10 protein-coding genes, 1 tRNA gene and 5 pseudogenes are annotated in these 14,821 nt (G+C 67.2%); 8 read left to right on the plus strand and 8 right to left on the minus strand.

Annotation, left to right across the window (positions count from 1 at the left end; genetic code table 11):
* Nucleotides 1–5 precede the first annotated feature (5 nt).
* Entirely contained in the window at nucleotides 6–938 is a 933-nt protein-coding gene (locus FHU36_RS04065) for an NADP-dependent oxidoreductase (protein WP_185082453.1), read from the plus strand.
* An 18-nt stretch (nucleotides 939–956) separates the two neighbouring features.
* Here FHU36_RS04065 and FHU36_RS04070 read toward each other — a convergent pair whose 3' ends face one another.
* Nucleotides 957–1,193, minus strand: a complete 237-nt coding sequence (locus FHU36_RS04070) for a helix-turn-helix domain-containing protein (RefSeq protein WP_185082454.1) — start codon at nucleotides 1,191–1,193, stop codon at nucleotides 957–959.
* On the minus strand, nucleotides 1,193–1,408 hold the full coding sequence (locus FHU36_RS04075; RefSeq protein ID WP_246501942.1) for a DUF6158 family protein: 216 nt from the start codon (nucleotides 1,406–1,408) through the stop codon (nucleotides 1,193–1,195). The genes FHU36_RS04070 and FHU36_RS04075 overlap by 1 nt, the downstream gene beginning before the upstream one ends.
* Nucleotides 1,409–1,514: 106 nt before the next feature.
* Between FHU36_RS04075 and FHU36_RS04080 the strand changes: the two genes are divergently transcribed.
* Nucleotides 1,515–2,447 (plus strand): LysR family transcriptional regulator, encoded by a 933-nt coding sequence (locus FHU36_RS04080; RefSeq protein ID WP_185082456.1) that lies wholly within the window; start codon nucleotides 1,515–1,517, stop codon nucleotides 2,445–2,447.
* A gap of 107 nt (nucleotides 2,448–2,554) precedes the next feature.
* Here the strand turns inward: FHU36_RS04080 and FHU36_RS04085 are convergent, their stop codons facing one another.
* Nucleotides 2,555–3,130, minus strand: coding sequence for a histidine phosphatase family protein (locus tag FHU36_RS04085; protein ID WP_185082457.1), 576 nt, complete (start codon nucleotides 3,128–3,130; stop codon nucleotides 2,555–2,557).
* A 153-nt stretch (nucleotides 3,131–3,283) separates the two neighbouring features.
* Here FHU36_RS04085 and FHU36_RS04090 point away from each other — a divergent pair.
* Nucleotides 3,284–3,357: transfer RNA gene (locus FHU36_RS04090), tRNA-Ile, on the plus strand.
* A 201-nt stretch (nucleotides 3,358–3,558) separates the two neighbouring features.
* Here the strand turns inward: FHU36_RS04090 and FHU36_RS04095 are convergent.
* Nucleotides 3,559–4,398 carry a tyrosine-type recombinase/integrase gene (locus FHU36_RS04095; protein WP_281394149.1) on the minus strand — a complete coding sequence of 280 codons (840 nt, stop codon included), beginning with the start codon at nucleotides 4,396–4,398 and terminating at the stop codon, nucleotides 3,559–3,561.
* Between FHU36_RS04095 and FHU36_RS04100 the strand changes: the two genes are divergently transcribed.
* Entirely contained in the window at nucleotides 4,298–5,830 is a 1,533-nt protein-coding gene (locus FHU36_RS04100; protein WP_185082458.1) for an ISL3 family transposase, read from the plus strand. The two genes, FHU36_RS04095 and FHU36_RS04100, sit on opposite strands and share 101 nt — an antisense overlap.
* 8 nt (nucleotides 5,831–5,838) lie before the next feature.
* Here the strand turns inward: FHU36_RS04100 and FHU36_RS44060 are convergent.
* Nucleotides 5,839–6,588 (minus strand): annotated as a pseudogene (locus FHU36_RS44060) (IS5 family transposase).
* Between the two features lie 68 nt (nucleotides 6,589–6,656).
* Here FHU36_RS44060 and FHU36_RS04110 point away from each other — a divergent pair.
* Nucleotides 6,657–6,949, plus strand: a pseudogene (locus tag FHU36_RS04110) (integrase core domain-containing protein); the annotation flags it as partial.
* 278 nt (nucleotides 6,950–7,227) lie between these two features.
* On the opposite strand, the pseudogene FHU36_RS04115 reads toward FHU36_RS04110, so the two are convergent.
* The 3 genes and pseudogenes from FHU36_RS04115 to FHU36_RS04130 form a co-directional block, all read right to left on the minus strand.
* Nucleotides 7,228–8,109: pseudogene (locus FHU36_RS04115) on the minus strand (IS481 family transposase); the annotation flags it as partial.
* Between the two features lie 65 nt (nucleotides 8,110–8,174).
* Complete coding sequence (locus FHU36_RS04125; RefSeq protein ID WP_185082461.1) at nucleotides 8,175–8,957, minus strand: transposase family protein; 783 nt, start codon at nucleotides 8,955–8,957, stop codon at nucleotides 8,175–8,177.
* An 875-nt stretch (nucleotides 8,958–9,832) separates the two neighbouring features.
* The gene (locus tag FHU36_RS04130) at nucleotides 9,833–10,042 is read right to left on the minus strand and encodes a DUF397 domain-containing protein (protein WP_185082462.1); all 210 of its coding nucleotides are present in this window, start codon (nucleotides 10,040–10,042) and stop codon (nucleotides 9,833–9,835) included.
* Between the two features lie 264 nt (nucleotides 10,043–10,306).
* On the opposite strand from FHU36_RS04130, the gene fxsT reads away from it, so the two are divergent.
* From fxsT to FHU36_RS44065, 3 genes and pseudogenes are all read left to right on the plus strand, one after another.
* Nucleotides 10,307–12,727 (plus strand): FxSxx-COOH system tetratricopeptide repeat protein, encoded by a 2,421-nt coding sequence (fxsT, locus tag FHU36_RS04135; RefSeq protein ID WP_185082463.1) that lies wholly within the window; start codon nucleotides 10,307–10,309, stop codon nucleotides 12,725–12,727.
* Between the two features lie 337 nt (nucleotides 12,728–13,064).
* Nucleotides 13,065–14,282: pseudogene (locus tag FHU36_RS04140) on the plus strand (IS3 family transposase).
* A gap of 50 nt (nucleotides 14,283–14,332) precedes the next feature.
* Nucleotides 14,333–14,759 (plus strand): annotated as a pseudogene (locus FHU36_RS44065) (IS701 family transposase); the annotation flags it as partial.
* Between the last annotated feature and the right edge of the window lie 62 nt (nucleotides 14,760–14,821).

Consider the following 14,821-nt stretch of genomic DNA (forward strand, 5'->3'; position numbering starts at 1 on the left):
GTCGCATGCGTGCGATCGTTTACCGTTCCTTCGGCGAGCCTGACGTGCTGGAGGTCGCCGACGTCCCGCGGCCGGTGCCGGACCGGCACGAGATCCTGGTCCGGGTCCGCGCCGCGGGCGTGAACCCGCCCGACTGGAAGCTACGGCGCGTGCCGTTCCCCCCGCACTACACCGAGCCGCCGATGATCCCCGGCTGGGACGTGTCGGGGGTCGTCGAGGAGATCGGCGAGTACACCGGCCGCTTCCGGCCGGGCGACGAGGTCTTCGGCATGCTGAACTTCCCGATCCCGGCCTCCGCGTACGCCGAGTACGTGATCGCCAGGCCGCGGCAGTTCGCCCGCAAGCCGGCCGGCGTGGACCACGTGCGGGCGGCGGCGCTGCCGATGGCCGCGCTGACCGCCTGGCAGGCGTTCGAGGACATCGGCCCGGTACGGCCCGGGGACCGCGTGCTCGTCCACGCGGCCGCGGGCGGCGTCGGGCATTTGGCCGTCCAGCTCGCCAAGCAGCGCGGCGCGTACGTCATCGGCACCTCCCGGGCGGCCAAGCACGACTTCGTGCTCGGGCTGGGAGCCGACGAGATGATCGACTACACCCGGGTCGACTTCGCCGAGGCGGTGTCGGACGTGGACGTCGTGCTCGACATGGTGGGCGGCGAGTACCCGCGCAGGTCGGTGCCGGTGCTGCGGCCGGGCGGGGTGTTCATCGGCGGGGCGGGCATGACGCCCGAGGACGAGGCGGCCTGTGAGCAGGCGGGCCTGCGATGGGGCCGCTTCAGTGTCGAGCCGGACCACGCCGCGCTGGAGCAGGTGGCCCGGCTGGCGGCCGAAGGGACGCTGAACGCGCACGTGGACCGCGTCTTCCCGCTGGCCGACGCCGCCAAGGCACACGAGCTCATGGAGAGCGGCGCCTTCGTCGGCAAGCTCGTCCTCGACGTCTAGCAGCGGTCCAGGCGGTCCTCAGTAGTCGAGGCCGAAGGTGTGCGCGCCCAGGCCGAACCCGTCGCCCTTGGGGACCACGTACCCCTGCTCGACGAGCGTGGCCAGGCTCCGCCGTACGTCGTCCTCCTCCAGCCCGGTGGCGTGGGCCAGGGCGCCCAGCTCGGCGGGGTCGCCGCCGAGCGCCTGCGAGGCGACCGCCTCGTACACGTGGATGTCGACGTCCGACAGGGCCTGCACGTCGTGGTCACGAGCCATCAGCGCATCCTCGCTCCCTCGCGCAGCCGGCCCGGGTCCACGTCACGCTCGGGACAGCGGCGCAGGTACTCGCTCTCCAGCTCGTTCGTCCGCGAGGTGTGCCGCGCCAGCGCGTCGTCGGAGCCGTGCAACAGGGTGTCGGTCCGCGTGGTGTGCAGTTGCCGCAGCTCACGCATCAGGTCGTCGTCGTCCAGGTCTCTCGGATCAATGCCCATCGTCGTCATGGGAACCCCCCTACCCCGGAAGGAGCTCAACAATATCTGTCACATTTCCTGACATAAGGCATTGTCGGGAGGGGACGGCCGTCTTACCTTCCCGTTTATGGACCTTGAGCTCAGGCACCTCAGAATCGTCCGCGCCATCGCGGACGCGGGAAGTGTGAGCAAGGCCGCCGCTCTGCTCGGGCTGGCCCAGCCGGCCCTGACCGCCCAGCTCAAGCGCATCGAGAGGGCCCTCGGCGGCACCCTGTTCGAGCGCGACCGGCACGGCGCCCGGCCCACCCGCCTCGGCGAGCTGGTCATCGCCAGGGCCCGGGTGCTGCTACCCGCCGCGCAGGAACTCCAGGACGAGGCGGCCCGGTTCGCCCACGCCCCCTCCCCGGGGTTCCGGATAGGCGCCACCCACGGGCCCATCCTCGGCGGCCTCGTCGACCGGCTGGCCACCGGACGCCCGGTCACCACGTACACGAGCTGGTCGGCGCACGAGCTGATCACCCGGGTGGAGCTCGGCCGCCTCGACTTCGCGCTCATCGGCGCCTGCGGCGACAGCGGCGCCCCGGCCGGCAGGCTGCCGTGGGAGACCATCAGCGTCGACCCCGTGTTCGTCCTGGTCAGCGAGCAGCACCCGGCGGCCGCCGAGAAGGAGGTGGAGCTGGCCGACCTCGCGCACGAACAGTGGGCGGTCACCCCCTGCGACGGCTGCTTCGCCGACTGCTTCGCCATCGCCTGCGCCCGCGCCGGGTTCACGCCGGGCACCATCTACGAGACGGACGTGTCCACCTGCATCCACCTCGTCCAGGTCGGCCGGGCCGTCGCACTCTGCCAGGCCACCCACCAGCCCGCGCCGGGGCTGGTCATGCTGCCGCTCGCGGGCACGCCGCTCCGCTGGCGGCACCTCCTCGGCCGCCACCCCTCCGCCCCCGACGCCGCCTGGGTGCTCGCCCAGGCCCGCCAGGCCCACACCGACACGGTACGGCGCAGTCTCATCTACAGCGACTGGCTGGTCAGAAACACCGGCTACGGCACGGTGTCGTAACCCCCACCCCAGACCCTCCACCCCGGACCCCGGACCCCCACCCCAGACCCTGCACCCCAGACCCTGCACCCCGGACCCCCACCGCAGGAGACCCTCACCCCCGGACCTCACGCCAACTCGAACTCCCACCCCGGCCGCCACGCGAACGGCGCGTCCACCAGCTCCTCCAGCGGCACCCCGTCGAGCAGGTGCTGCAACGCCCACCGGTTGGCCGAGTGCGCGATCACGAGCACGGTGCGCCCTTGCCACTCTGCCCGCACGTCCTCCAGGAACGCCGCCGTCGCCGCCACCACGTCCCGGTAGCTCTGCCCACCCGGCCACGGCTCGTCGACGTACCGCCGGCGCAACCACGCCACCTCACGCACCGGCCGCCCGTTGTAGACCCCGTAATCACACTCCCGCAACCGCGCGTCGAGCCTGACCTCCCTGGTGCCGCGCGAGCCGCCCCCGCCCGTCCCACCGCCACCCCCGACCGCCCCGGCCCCGAAGGCGATCTCCGCCGTCTGCACAGCACGCCGCAGGTCCGAGGCGTACACCACGTCCACGTCCCACCGCCGCACCCCCAGCTCGACGGCCAATTCCCGCCCCGCCCGCGACAACTCCCCAGGCAGCCACCCGGTGGCGACCCCCTCCTCGTTGTCCACGGCGACGGAATGGGTCTCGTAGACCAGCCGCACGCCCATCCCCCGAAGCTACCCCGCTATGCCCTCGGCGTACGGAGACCGGCTCGATCAACCCCCGCGACCGTGGAATGATGTGCGAGGCGGCACGGCGGGACCCCATGCTCTAGCCTTAGCGTGCGCGTGGGCATCGCCTCACCCGTACAACTGAATCCAGGGGCGGTAGCTCAGCCGGTCAGAGCATCGGACTCATAATCCGTGGGTCGTGGGTTCAAGTCCCACCCGCCCTACTCTCTTCACCACCGCATACCTGGTTTGAGCAGGGGTTTCGCGGGATCGCGGGTTACGCGGACAGGCAGGCGGAAGCAGCGGAGAGCAGCCGTATGCCACCCGTCGCGGAACATACGCGGAATGGATCTTGGGGTGTTTTCCCAGGTCGCACATAGCAAAAGACCCCGGATGGCGTCCGGGGTCTGTTGCGTTCCGCGTGATCACTGCGACAGGGCTTCCAAGATTCGGCCGTTGGCTACCTCGCGCTGTCCGTCGATGCACTTGGCGTAGACCTTGAGCAGCACGTCCACCCCGTGGCCTGCGCGCTCGGCGGCTTCCGGGGCATGGACGCCGGCGTTGAGCCAGAGTGAGACGGCCGCGTGCCGCAGGTCGTACGGCCGGGCAGCGAGCGGGGACGCGACCTGGTCGGGGGTGAGGGCGAAGGCCCGCGCTTCCTTCCAGCCCTTGGAGATGGTCGAGCCCGAGAAGACAGCGCCGGTTCGCGTGCGGAACAGCCGGCCGTCTTCGGCCACGCCGTGCTGTTCGATGTGCTCGCGGAGGATGGCCACCAGCTCTGGAGGGATCGGCACGACGCGGGTCGTCTTAACATCGCGGTGTTTCAGGCCCCGTTCGTCGTGCCTCTCCCCCGAGTCCGTGTAGCGCTTGATGCTCTCCGAGCGCGTCTTCTGAAGGGTGAGCAAGCCCCACCCCTTGTTCGGGAGCAAGCAGTCGTCGTGTCGGAGACCTGCCGCCTCTCCCGGTCGAAGGCCACCGAAGTACATGCAGGCGAACAGCGCCCGCAGCATCGGACCACGCGAACGCCCGACGTAGGTCACCACCGTCAGCAGCTCCCGCGCCTGTCCGGGGTTTACGACAGAGCGCCGATCGAGGGCGTGTCCAGTAAACGGCTCTGTCGCAGAAACGGTGGTGACTGATCGTCTGTGGATGTCACAGTGAGCGATGATCGATGCCACGGTACTGGTGAGCACGGTGTTTGCAGGGCTGTCGCCGTTGATCGTCCAGGATGTAGCCGATGAGGACCGTGCGATACGGCTACGCATGCGAACCCCAGATCATCCAGGTGCCTGCCCGGACTGTGGCACCACGACGAGCAGAGTGCACGGCTATCACCAGCGCATCGTTGCCGACGTCCCTGTTGACGCCCGCCCCGTCGTTCTTGAGGTGCGCGTGCGTCGCCTGGTGTGCGCCACCGCAGGCTGCAGGAGAACCTTTCGCGAGCAGATTCCCGGACTGCTGCGGCGCTACCAACGTCGAACCGTCCGCTTGGCCACGCAGGTCGCCGCGGTGGTCAAGGAGTTAGCCGGGCGGGCCGCCGCGCGCACGCTGCAGGTGATGGCCATCCCGGTCACACGGTTCACGGCGCTGCGCATGCTGCTGGCGTTGCCTCTGCCGTTGGCCGCCGCACCGCGGGTCCTGGGCGTTGACGACTTCGCCCTGCGTAAGGGCGACGTCTACGCAACAATCTTGATCGACGTTGAGACGAATCAGCGGATCGACGTGCTGCCCGGCCGCAAGGCCGAGACCTTGACCGACTGGCTGCGTGCCCATCCCGGGGTGGAGGTCGTGTGCCGGGACGGCTCGACGACCTACGCCCAGGCCATCCGTGACGCGCTCCCGGACGCGGTGCAGGTCAGTGATCGCTGGCATCTGTGGAACGGCCTGGGCGAAGCGGTCCGCAAGGAGGTCGGTGCTCACAGCTCCTGCTGGGCCCAACACGGGCCGCCGCTGCAGGACGGCAAGCGCGCGGCCACCACGCTGGAGCGGTGGAGGCAGGTCCATGAGCTGATCGATGCCGGCGTCGGCCTGCTGGAGACCGCCCGCCGCCTGCAACTGGCGCTGAACACGGTCAAACGCTACGCCCGAGCCAGCGAACCCGAGCGCATGCGGCGCGCCCCGCAATACCGCCCCACCCTGGTCGACCCCTACCGCGACCACCTACGCGCTCGGCGTGCCGAGGAACCGGCCATCCCGGTGCAGACGCTCCTGACCGAGATCAAGGAACTCGGGTATACCGGCAGCCAGAACCTCCTCTACCGCTACATCAACCAGGGCCGAGTAGAGGCCGACCGGCCCACGATCTCCGCCAAGCGGGTCACCCGGCTGCTGCTCAGCAACCCCGACAAGCTCACCGACGCCGACCGTGAGCTGGCCGAACGGCTCAGCTCCAGCTGCGTGGAGATGACCGTCCTCGTCACCGCTATCCGCGACTTCGCCGCCCTGCTCAAACCCGACCCCAAGAACGACGAACGCCTCGACACCTGGATCCTCATGGTCCGCGCCGCGGACCTGCCGCACCTGCATAGCTTCTGCACCGGCCTCGACCAGGACCGGGCCGCCGTCGAGGCCGGACTCACCCTCCCGCATCACAACGGCGGCACCGAAGGCGTCAACAACAAGACCAAGATGATCAAGCGCCAGATGTACGGTCGGGCCGGCTTCCGGCTGCTACGCCATCGGATCCTGCTCGGGTGACATCACGATCAGTCACCACCGTTTCTGCGACAGAGCCGAAGACCGTACAGTCCCTGCAGGAGTGCGAAGGCCTGCTCCACCACCCAGCGTTGTTTGCCCAGGCCAGAGCCGTGTTCGGTGCCGCGTCGGGCGATCAACGGGCGGATCTGCAGTGCGCGGACCAGCCGCCGGTACTTGTCGTGGTCGTAGCCTCGATCGGCGAGCACGGCGTCGGGGCGCTGGCGTGGGCGGCCGCGCTTGCCGCGCACCTTGGGGATGGCGTGCAGCAGTGGCATGAGCTGGGTGACGTCGCCCGCGGTTGCCGCCGGTCACGATGACGGCGAGGGGGATGCCGGTGGCGTCAGTGATCAGATGGTGCTTGCTGCCGGCCCGTCCCCGATCGACCGGGGACGGCCCGGTCTGCGCCCCCCTTTTAGAGCTCTGACGTGGGAAGAGTCCACCACAGCGCGGGAGAAGTCGAGGGCATCGGCGGCTCGCAGCCGATCCAGGAGTACTTCGTGCAGGCGCTGCCAGACGCCGGCGGCGTTCCACTCGGCCAGGCGCCGCCAGCAGGTCATGCCGGAGCCGTAGCCCAGTTCCTGCGGCAGGTGCTCCCACGCGATTCCGGTGTGCAGCACGAACAAGATGCCCTGCAACGCCAGCCGATCATCCAGCCGCTTGCGTCCCGGATGCCGGAACCGACGCTCACGTTTGGGTAGCAACGGCTCGATGGTCTGCCATAACTCGTCGCTGACCTCCCAGGGCTTCAGTCGCGCCATCCCCGCTCCTCTCGCCACCACTACAGCGAGAGATCAAAGCACAACAGAGATCATTCTGTTAGCCCCTATTAGTGGCCGACGCCCTGCGCGCCGCCGCCCGCGACCGCGGCGGGCTGAACGGAGCAATCTTTCACTCCGATCACGGAGCGCAATACAGCACTGCGCTGAGCTGGGCGTTGTCCAGTCCATGGGCGCGGTCGGCTCCAGCGCCGACAACGCGGCGGCCGAGTCATTCAATGCCACGTTGAAGCGCGAGACACTCCAAGGCAGGACCAACTGGCCGACCGCCCGCCACGCCCGTCTGGAGGTGTTCCGCTGGGTCAGCCACTACAACACCCGACGCCGCCACTCCACGCTCGGGGCCGAGCCACACCTGCTGTCTGCCGATCGACAGGTTGCCCGAGGCGGGCACGACTCGCTTCACCTCGACCACACGGGTGGCCAGTGGGTCGAGCAGCGGATCGGACACGACGGGCTCGCCCGAAGCCGGCTCAGTAGCCGGCTCAGTGGGGCCGGTGTCGGGCAGCGCGTCACCGGGCAGCGAGGTCAGGCTGGGCGGCAAGTGCAGCGGGATCTCCTGCTCACCCGGCGAGCACGCTTCGTCTGGCCGGCCGGCGAAGAACCTGCCGGCGGGGCAGGCAGCGCTTGATGAGGTCGGGCGGTGTTGTAGTAGTCGGCGAAGCCATCCACCGACTCCTGCGCCTGCTCGATCGAGTCGAACGGCAGTGCCTCATCCAGCAGCTCCCGGCGAACTGTTTGATGGAAACGCTCGATCTTGCCTGTGGTGGTCGGGGATCGCGGCTGGGTATGCCGCAACGTGACGCCGTTCTCCCGGCAGATGCGCTCGAACAACACCTCGCCGGCCCTGGGCCCGCCCAACCGGCCGGTGAACTGCTTGCCGTTGTCGGTCAGCACCTCCAGCGGCACCCCATAGGCGCGCATCGCCTGAGCGAACGCGGCGCACACCATCCGCCCGGTCGGTCGCGCCACCACCGAAGCGATCACGCAGAACCGCGAGTGATCGTCCACCCCAGTGATCAGCTTGGCCTCGCCGCCGTCGGCCAGGCGCAGCCCGCCCATGATGTCCAGCTGCCACAACTGCATCGGCCCCGGCCGCTCCCAGCGCACGTAATCCTCGCGCTTGCGCCGGCGCGCCACCGGCTCGATCAACGCGTTGCGCACCAGCGCCCGATAGACGGCCGCCCGCGACGGCAGTGGTTCCACTCCACGCCGTCCCAGTTCCCACAGCAGAGTGCGCGGCCCCCACCGCGGATGCGCCCGCCGCAACTCACAGATCAATGCCTCCACCGCGGCCGGCATCTGCATCGGATGGGAGCGGACCCGATGCGAACGATCAGCCAGCCCGGCCAGCCCGCCCTCCTGATACCGGCGCACCTACGTATGCACCGACTGCCGCGAGACCCCATATCGGGCGGCCACCTCGGTGACCTTCACCCCGGACAGCACCTCGATCACCGCGTGATAGCGCTGCTCCACGACGCTCAACTCCACCAACGCCATCCCGGCCTCCCCCGAAGCGTCGATAACGCCGCGAGAAGGCACAGAAGACGATCAAGGAGCACTTTTCATCCTGAGTGGCGGCCTTCTTCGATGAGCTGTAGGACGAGGATGGCCTGCACGATCGTGGTGGCGCGGTGCGGGCAGCAGCGCAGCCGGGTCAGGACCTTCCAGGTCTTCAAGGTGGCAACGGCGCGTTCTCCGCAGGCGCGGATGCGGGCGTGTGCGCGGTTGACCGAGCGCTGATGGCGCGACAGCGGCGGCCGCAGCCGATGACCTTTGAACGGCGTGCGGATGCTGCCGCCCGCGCCTTGATAGCCCTTGTCGGCGAAGGTCTTGACCCCTGCGGCGGTCAGCGCGTCGATCAGGCCGGTGGCGCGTGCCGCGGTCAGGTCATGCGTGGCGCCGGGCAGCGCGGGTGAGGCCCAGACGATCCGGCCGGATGGGTCGGCCAGGACCTGCACGTTCACGCCGTGGCGTCGGTGTTTGCCGGAGTAGTACGGCCGTTCGTCGGCCAGCCTGTCGATCGGGATCAAGGTGCCGTCCAGGATGGTGTAGGCCAGCCGGTCGGCGCGTATGACGGCGGCGTGGACGTCGTCGGCGAGCATGGAGAGCAGGTCGACCGCTTCGCGGACGTAGCGCCAGGCGGTGCTGGTGCCGATGGCGAAGCCCGCAGCCAGACGCGCGTAGGTGTCGCCGTTGCGCAGGTGGGCGAGGACGAGCAGGGCCTGCCGGGACGCATCCAGGCGCCGCCATCGGCAGCGGCGCTCGGCACGCCGGGTACGGATGAGCTCGGCCAGGCGGATCAGGGTGTGATTGGACAGCGGAATCGCGGCGCGGTAAGACAGCAACGAGGCTCTCCGGTAGAGGCATCGGATCTTGGTCGACTGCTGTCTTACCGGGAGCCTCTTCTCATGCCAACTCGTCCCGGCGCCGCCCCTGCTGACCAGCGCGATCAGGTTGGAAAAGCCTCAAGGTGTCAAGCATCAAGCGAGGCCAGAGTGTCAACCATCAAGCGAGACCGGACATCATAGCGACCGAACCACTTGCCGAATTGTTCTCATAGGGATCAAGCGGCGGCGCGGCGCGCCGCCGCGCCTCCGGCCCTCCGCCCGCCCGCCGTCCCAGCGTGCGGCCTGGGGGCCGGTCCCGAACGGCGGCGGGACACCGGGCCGAGCGCCGCACGCCGGACCCGCCGTACCGACCTGAACGCACCGGCCGGGGTTGCCACGCCCCCGGCACAGATGCAGCCCAACGATCGCCACGCCGTGGCTGGCAGCTGTAAGTGTATGGGGGCGATCGCCGATCCAGGGCTCGTTCCTCACCCCGGCTCACCGTGGAGCGTGGCTGATCACCACGTTGTTGTGGGCAGTCCAGTGACGTTGAGTACGAACTGAAGGTGGTTGACCGCGACGGAACAGGCCGTAGACCGTGAACTATCGGCCGTAGCAGACCGGTACGTCACGACACGGCGCCCGGTCCGGACCCCTTTGATCAACTGCCGGCCTGCCCCACTTCGGCGGACGTCCCTTGCATGATGCAGCAGGCAGATGCGGCTCCAGCGCTGCCCACACGCGCGTCAGTGAGGTCGTGCCGCCGCCTCACCGCTACGCTGGGCACGAGATCTCAGTTTTCGTTCTTCTTGGTTGTTGAACCAAGTATCGGAGGCCTCTTCATCTCACGACCACTGACACACCGAACATGTCGTGATCTCTTGAAATACGATCTAGTCGAACTCGCCGTCTTTTACTCCTTCAATAAACGCTTTCCATTCGCTAGACGTAAAGACTAGCACTGGACCGGTACGGTTCCTGCTGTTGCGGACACCGCGGCGCCCACTGGATAGATCGGCAACCTCAACGCAGTTATCGGTTGTCTGCGACGGAGTCGCCTTGCGCCACTCAGCTGTCGCCAGTTCCCAGGAGAGGCTATCCATCGGCTCGTGTCTCCTTGCCGTCGGCGTCTCAGTTAGAGGAAGAGCATCGGCCTGTACTGCTCTAGATCAAAGCACGCAGAGAAGCGCCTGTCCACATCCCCCATGTCAGAAAGGGTCGACTCTAGATCATACGGCGCAGCCTCAGGGATTTCGGCCTGCCGATATACAGCGAAGAATTTCTTGAGCAGAATGGGAAGGGTGACAGCTTCCCCCTCCTCGCAGCCTTCCGCTACCCCCCCGAGCAGGCCACGTAAGAGTCGGACGATGGTTGCTTTAGGGGTGGCGATTTCTTCGACTTTGCTGGTCGCCGGGGCGCTCGGGCTCTTCACCGATCTGCTGTGGACGCCCGTCGACGTGCTGGATGTCTTGGACAAGCGCGCCAGCGTGATCAGTATGTTTGTCGGCCTTGCGGGCCTGTTCATAGCCGGTGCGGCCCTACTGGCGCAACTGCGTTCGTCTTCGTCGGCTCAGCACCTGCCTGCTCCGCCAAGGGAGCCCACCAAGGGAGGGCTATCTCTGCTCCCCGAACAAGCCAGCAGCACGCAGGGGATGGCAAGGGCGGCACTCACCGTAATACACGCGTTGCCTCCCGTGGCTGATGTACCCCCGATAGGGATTACAGGTATGCCACGTCGCCCATCAACAGTGTTCGTTGGCCGGGAGCGCGACCTGGATCTACTCAACCAAGCGTTGACAGTAGATCCCAAGGCGATCATCCAGGCGGTGGTCGGGCTCGGAGGCATCGGTAAGAGTGAGCTGGCACTGCAGTACTCCATCCGCCATCGAGGCGCCTATAAACAACTATGGTGGATAGAAGCTGAAACTCCCGAAAATATCCAAGCGGGATTCGCCAGGCTGTGCCGAGTCCTGTGCTCAGCTATTTCATCAGTTGCCGCTGCGCAGGCCCCCACCGAGGAGGCCGCAGCTTGGGCATTAGCTTGGCTAGCCACTCGTTCGGACTGGCTGGTGATCTTTGACAACGTTGAAGAGATCGATCATCTGCAATACTACCTTGGGCAGCTGCAGGCTGGGCATGTAATTATTACGAGTAGACGGGACGTTGGTTGGCAGGAGATAGCCACCGTGGTCCATCTCGGTGTCCTGTCACAGGTTGATGCGGTCGGACTGCTGTCGCAGACTATCAGCGGCTCGGCCATTTGGGTCCCGAACCTGGCTGACGAACTGGCCGAGGAACTCGGCTACCTCCCGCTCGCACTTAAGCAGGCTGGCGCCTACATCGCTGCTACCCCCGGAATGGATTTGCCTCGATATCTGCGTCTGCTGCGTACGGCTCCCCGCCGCGTGCTGACCGCTGACGGCTATCGGGGTCGAGGGGCCGAACAAGTCATCGCTCGCACCTGGGCCGTAACTCAAGGCCGTATTGCAGAGACGGACCCACTGGCGGTTCGTCTCCTGCAATTGCTGGCTTGCTACGCCCCAGATCATCTGCCCTGCCAAGTGCTGTATGGCGTTGACGGCGCCGATGAGATGGCGGTGGCTGAAGCCTTGGGCGCGTTGGCTTCCTACAGCATGATCAACAGGTCGCCGGATGGGCAATATATCAATGTGCATCGCCTAGTCCAATCTGTCACGCTTGCCGACCTGTCTGATGATGAACTCACGGCTGTCCGCACCAACGCGGCCCAACGGCTTGAGGCCGTGCTTCCCAATGAACCGGAGAACAGTTCCTTCTGGCCGCTATACGCTCGTTTGCTGCCGCACGTACGCGCCGTTCTGGCCCCGGACTCTTCTGCCATGGCAAACATCATCGAGTACCTGGACGCCAGCGGTGACGATCGCACCGCCCAAATCCTGCAGCAGCACCGCGTGAAAGCTCTATCCGATAGGTTGGGTGCCGAACACGTTGAGACGCTGACTGCCCGCAACAATCTCGCCCGATGGACGGGGCTCGGCGGAGATAGGGAAGCTGCACGGGACCAATACATGGCCTTGCTCCCGGTGATGGAGCGCGTGCTGGGGCCGAAGCATCCGGATACGCTGAGTGCCCGGGCCAACTTCGCCTTCTTCACCGGATGGGCAGGCGATCAACTCGCAGCACGAGAACAGTACGAGATACTACTGCCGATGATGGAGCAGGTGTTGGGCTCGAGACATCCGAGCACGTTGAGTGCCCGCGCCAACCTCGCTCGCTGGACCGGGTTCGTTGGGGATGTCTGTGAAGCGCGAGACCAATACGGGGCACTGCTGCCGGTAGTTGAGCAGGCGTTGGGCCCGGAACATCCAACCACGTTGAGTGCCCGCGCCAACTTCGCCTATTGGTTAGGGATGGCGGGAGATGCTGGCACGGCGCGAGACCAATGCCTGGCGCTTTTACCGGTTATCAAGCGGGTATTGGGCCCGGAGCACCGAACGACGCTGGGTGTCTGGAGTGGTCTCATTTACCTGACAGGTAAGGCCGGCGACGTGATCGCGGCGCGGGATCATTACATTGCACTGTTGCAGGTGATGGAGCGGGTACGCGGGCCACAGCATCCAGATACGCTAGCTGAACGCGCGAATTATGCTCACTTCACAGGGTTAGCGGGTGATGCGCTCGCGGCAAAGGAGCAGTACGCAGCTTTGCTTCCATTGATGGAACGGATTCTAGGCCCGAAGCATCCTCAGTCCTTGAAAGTCCGCATGGAACTCGCGCATTGGACGGAGCGCGCCGAGGGGCATCCCTGAGACGGCGGACTTTCTACGGGATGTGGAGCGTCTCGAGTGTTATGGTACTTAGCTTTGTTGCGAGCCAGTGGCCCACGTTATCGAGAGTGCAGCAGCCGCCCCGATTTTCCATGGCAGCCATCTTGGATGAGCTGGCGTGCCCGATGGGGCGGCGAAGCGGAGGGAACCGCGGGTAGTCACGGGGAATGCAACCTGGTTGCTGAGCTGCGTCATCGCAGGTTGAGCGAGATCGGCGTGCGTCTTTGCAAGCAAGGTGTCAGGGGCGGATGGGGCCTGCCCCTGAAGTGTGGACACCTTGAGTACCGGATGATGGAAATCCGGAGGCAAGGAGTTCCACGTGGCGATGAAGTCGTACCCGCCGGAGTTCAAGGCGGACGCCGTCGCGTTGTACCTGTCCGATCCGGCTCGGACGCTGGCGTCGGTGGCTCAGGACTTGGGCATCAGCCGGGAAACCTTGCGTAACTGGGTGCGTCAGGCCCAGGCAGACGGGACCGCTGGGGCGAAGCAGACGGGCCCGGTGAAGAAGCCGGCGAGCGGCCCGCTATCGTCCGACGACGTGCTGGAAGAGGAGAACAAGCAGCTCAAGGCGCGGATCCGGGAGCTGGAGATGGAGCGCGACATCCTGCGCCGGGCGGCGAAGTATTTCGCGGGCGAGACGAACTGGTGAGCCGTTTCCAGTTCGTCGCCGACCACCGGGACGCCTTCGGGGTGAAGCGGCTGTGCCGGGTGCTGGCGGTGTCTCGATCCGGCTTCTACCGGTGGCTGAAGGCGGCGCCGGCTCGGGCGGAGCGGGCCGCGGCCGATGCCGCACTGGCGGAGGAGATCAAGCGGATTCACGGTGAGTTCGACGGCACCTATGGCAGCCCCCGCGTCACCGCCGAGCTGCGTGCTGCGGGGCGGCGGGTCAACCGCAAGCGGGTGGCGCGGGTGATGCGCGTTTCATCGTATCGCCGGGCTGCGGCTGCGCAGGAAGGTGCGCACCACCGTGGCCGAGCCGTCGCATCAGAAGGTGCCCGACCTGCTCGGCCGGGACTTCACCGCGCCCGCGCCCGGTCGGCGCTATGTCGGCGACATCACCTACCTGCCACTGGCCGACGGCCGCTTCCTGTATCTGGCGACCGTGCTGGACCTGCACTCACGCCGGCTGGTGGGCTGGTCGATCGCCGATCACATGCGCACCGAGCTGGTCACCGACGCGCTACGGGCCGCCGCGGCGACGCGCGGCAGCCTGGCCGGGGCGATCTTTCACTCCGATCATGGGGCGCAATACAGCTCCGCCGAGTTCGCCACCCTGTGCGACCGGCTGGGAGTGAGGCAGTCGATGGGCGCGGTGGGCAGCAGCGCCGACAACGCCGCGGCCGAGGCGCTCAACGCAACCCTCAAGCGCGAGACCCTGCAGGGCGCCCGGCACTGGCCTGACGCCCACGCCGCCCGCCTGGCCGTCTTCCGATGGATCACCCGCTACAACACCCGCAGGAGACACTCCACCCTCGGCTACCTCAACCCCACCGAGTACGAGCAGCGCTCCGCCGATAAGGTGCTGCTCGCTGCATAACCACCCGTGTCCACATTCCGGGGTTGAGCCCCGTCATCTTCAACGAGCTGATGGCCCGGATCGCCGGCCGGTTCGGCCGCGTCGAACCGCGTCGCGTCGCGACCGCGTACGTGCGCGGGCTGCTGGCCGACATCGACCGTAAGAACTGCTGGAATCTGGCCGAACACGCCGGGCTGAGCGGGCCACAGAGGTTGCAGCGGTTGCTGCGCACCGCCCGCTGGGACGCCGATCAGATGCGCGATGATGTTCGGGACATCGTCGTCGACCGGATCGGCCCCGGCGGGCGTGCTGATCGTGGATGAGACCGGCTTCGTCAAGAAGGGCACCGCCTCGGCCGGGGTGCAGCGGCAATACACCGGCACCGCAGGCCGCATCGAGAACTCCCAGATCGGCGTGTTCCTGGCCTACGCCACCCCGGCCGGGCGGGCGCTGCTGGACCGGCGACTCTACCTGCCCGAGCACACCTGGCTGGCCGACCCCGGCTTCACCGCCTTCGGTGTGCCGTAGGCGGTGAGGGCCGCCGCGCAGAGCAGTACGGC

The sequence above is a fragment of the Nonomuraea muscovyensis genome (assembly GCF_014207745.1).
Lineage (GTDB): Bacteria > Actinomycetota > Actinomycetes > Streptosporangiales > Streptosporangiaceae > Nonomuraea > Nonomuraea muscovyensis.

Excerpts from the sequence above, each read along its gene's own strand:
- fxsT (WP_185082463.1), top strand. The coding sequence starts at position 10,307 with ATGGTTGCTTTAGGGGTGGCGATTTCTTCGACTTTGCTGGTCGCCGGG.
- FHU36_RS04075 (WP_246501942.1), bottom strand. The coding sequence starts at position 1,408 with ATGGGCATTGATCCGAGAGACCTGGACGACGACGACCTGATGCGTGAG.
- FHU36_RS04100 (WP_185082458.1), top strand. The coding sequence starts at position 4,298 with ATGATCGATGCCACGGTACTGGTGAGCACGGTGTTTGCAGGGCTGTCG.
- FHU36_RS04130 (WP_185082462.1), bottom strand. The coding sequence starts at position 10,042 with ATGGATAGCCTCTCCTGGGAACTGGCGACAGCTGAGTGGCGCAAGGCG.
- FHU36_RS04070 (WP_185082454.1), bottom strand. The coding sequence starts at position 1,193 with ATGGCTCGTGACCACGACGTGCAGGCCCTGTCGGACGTCGACATCCAC.
- FHU36_RS04085 (WP_185082457.1), bottom strand. The coding sequence starts at position 3,130 with ATGGGCGTGCGGCTGGTCTACGAGACCCATTCCGTCGCCGTGGACAAC.
- FHU36_RS04095 (WP_281394149.1), bottom strand. The coding sequence starts at position 4,398 with ATGCGTAGCCGTATCGCACGGTCCTCATCGGCTACATCCTGGACGATC.
- FHU36_RS04080 (WP_185082456.1), top strand. The coding sequence starts at position 1,515 with ATGGACCTTGAGCTCAGGCACCTCAGAATCGTCCGCGCCATCGCGGAC.
- FHU36_RS04065 (WP_185082453.1), top strand. The coding sequence starts at position 6 with ATGCGTGCGATCGTTTACCGTTCCTTCGGCGAGCCTGACGTGCTGGAG.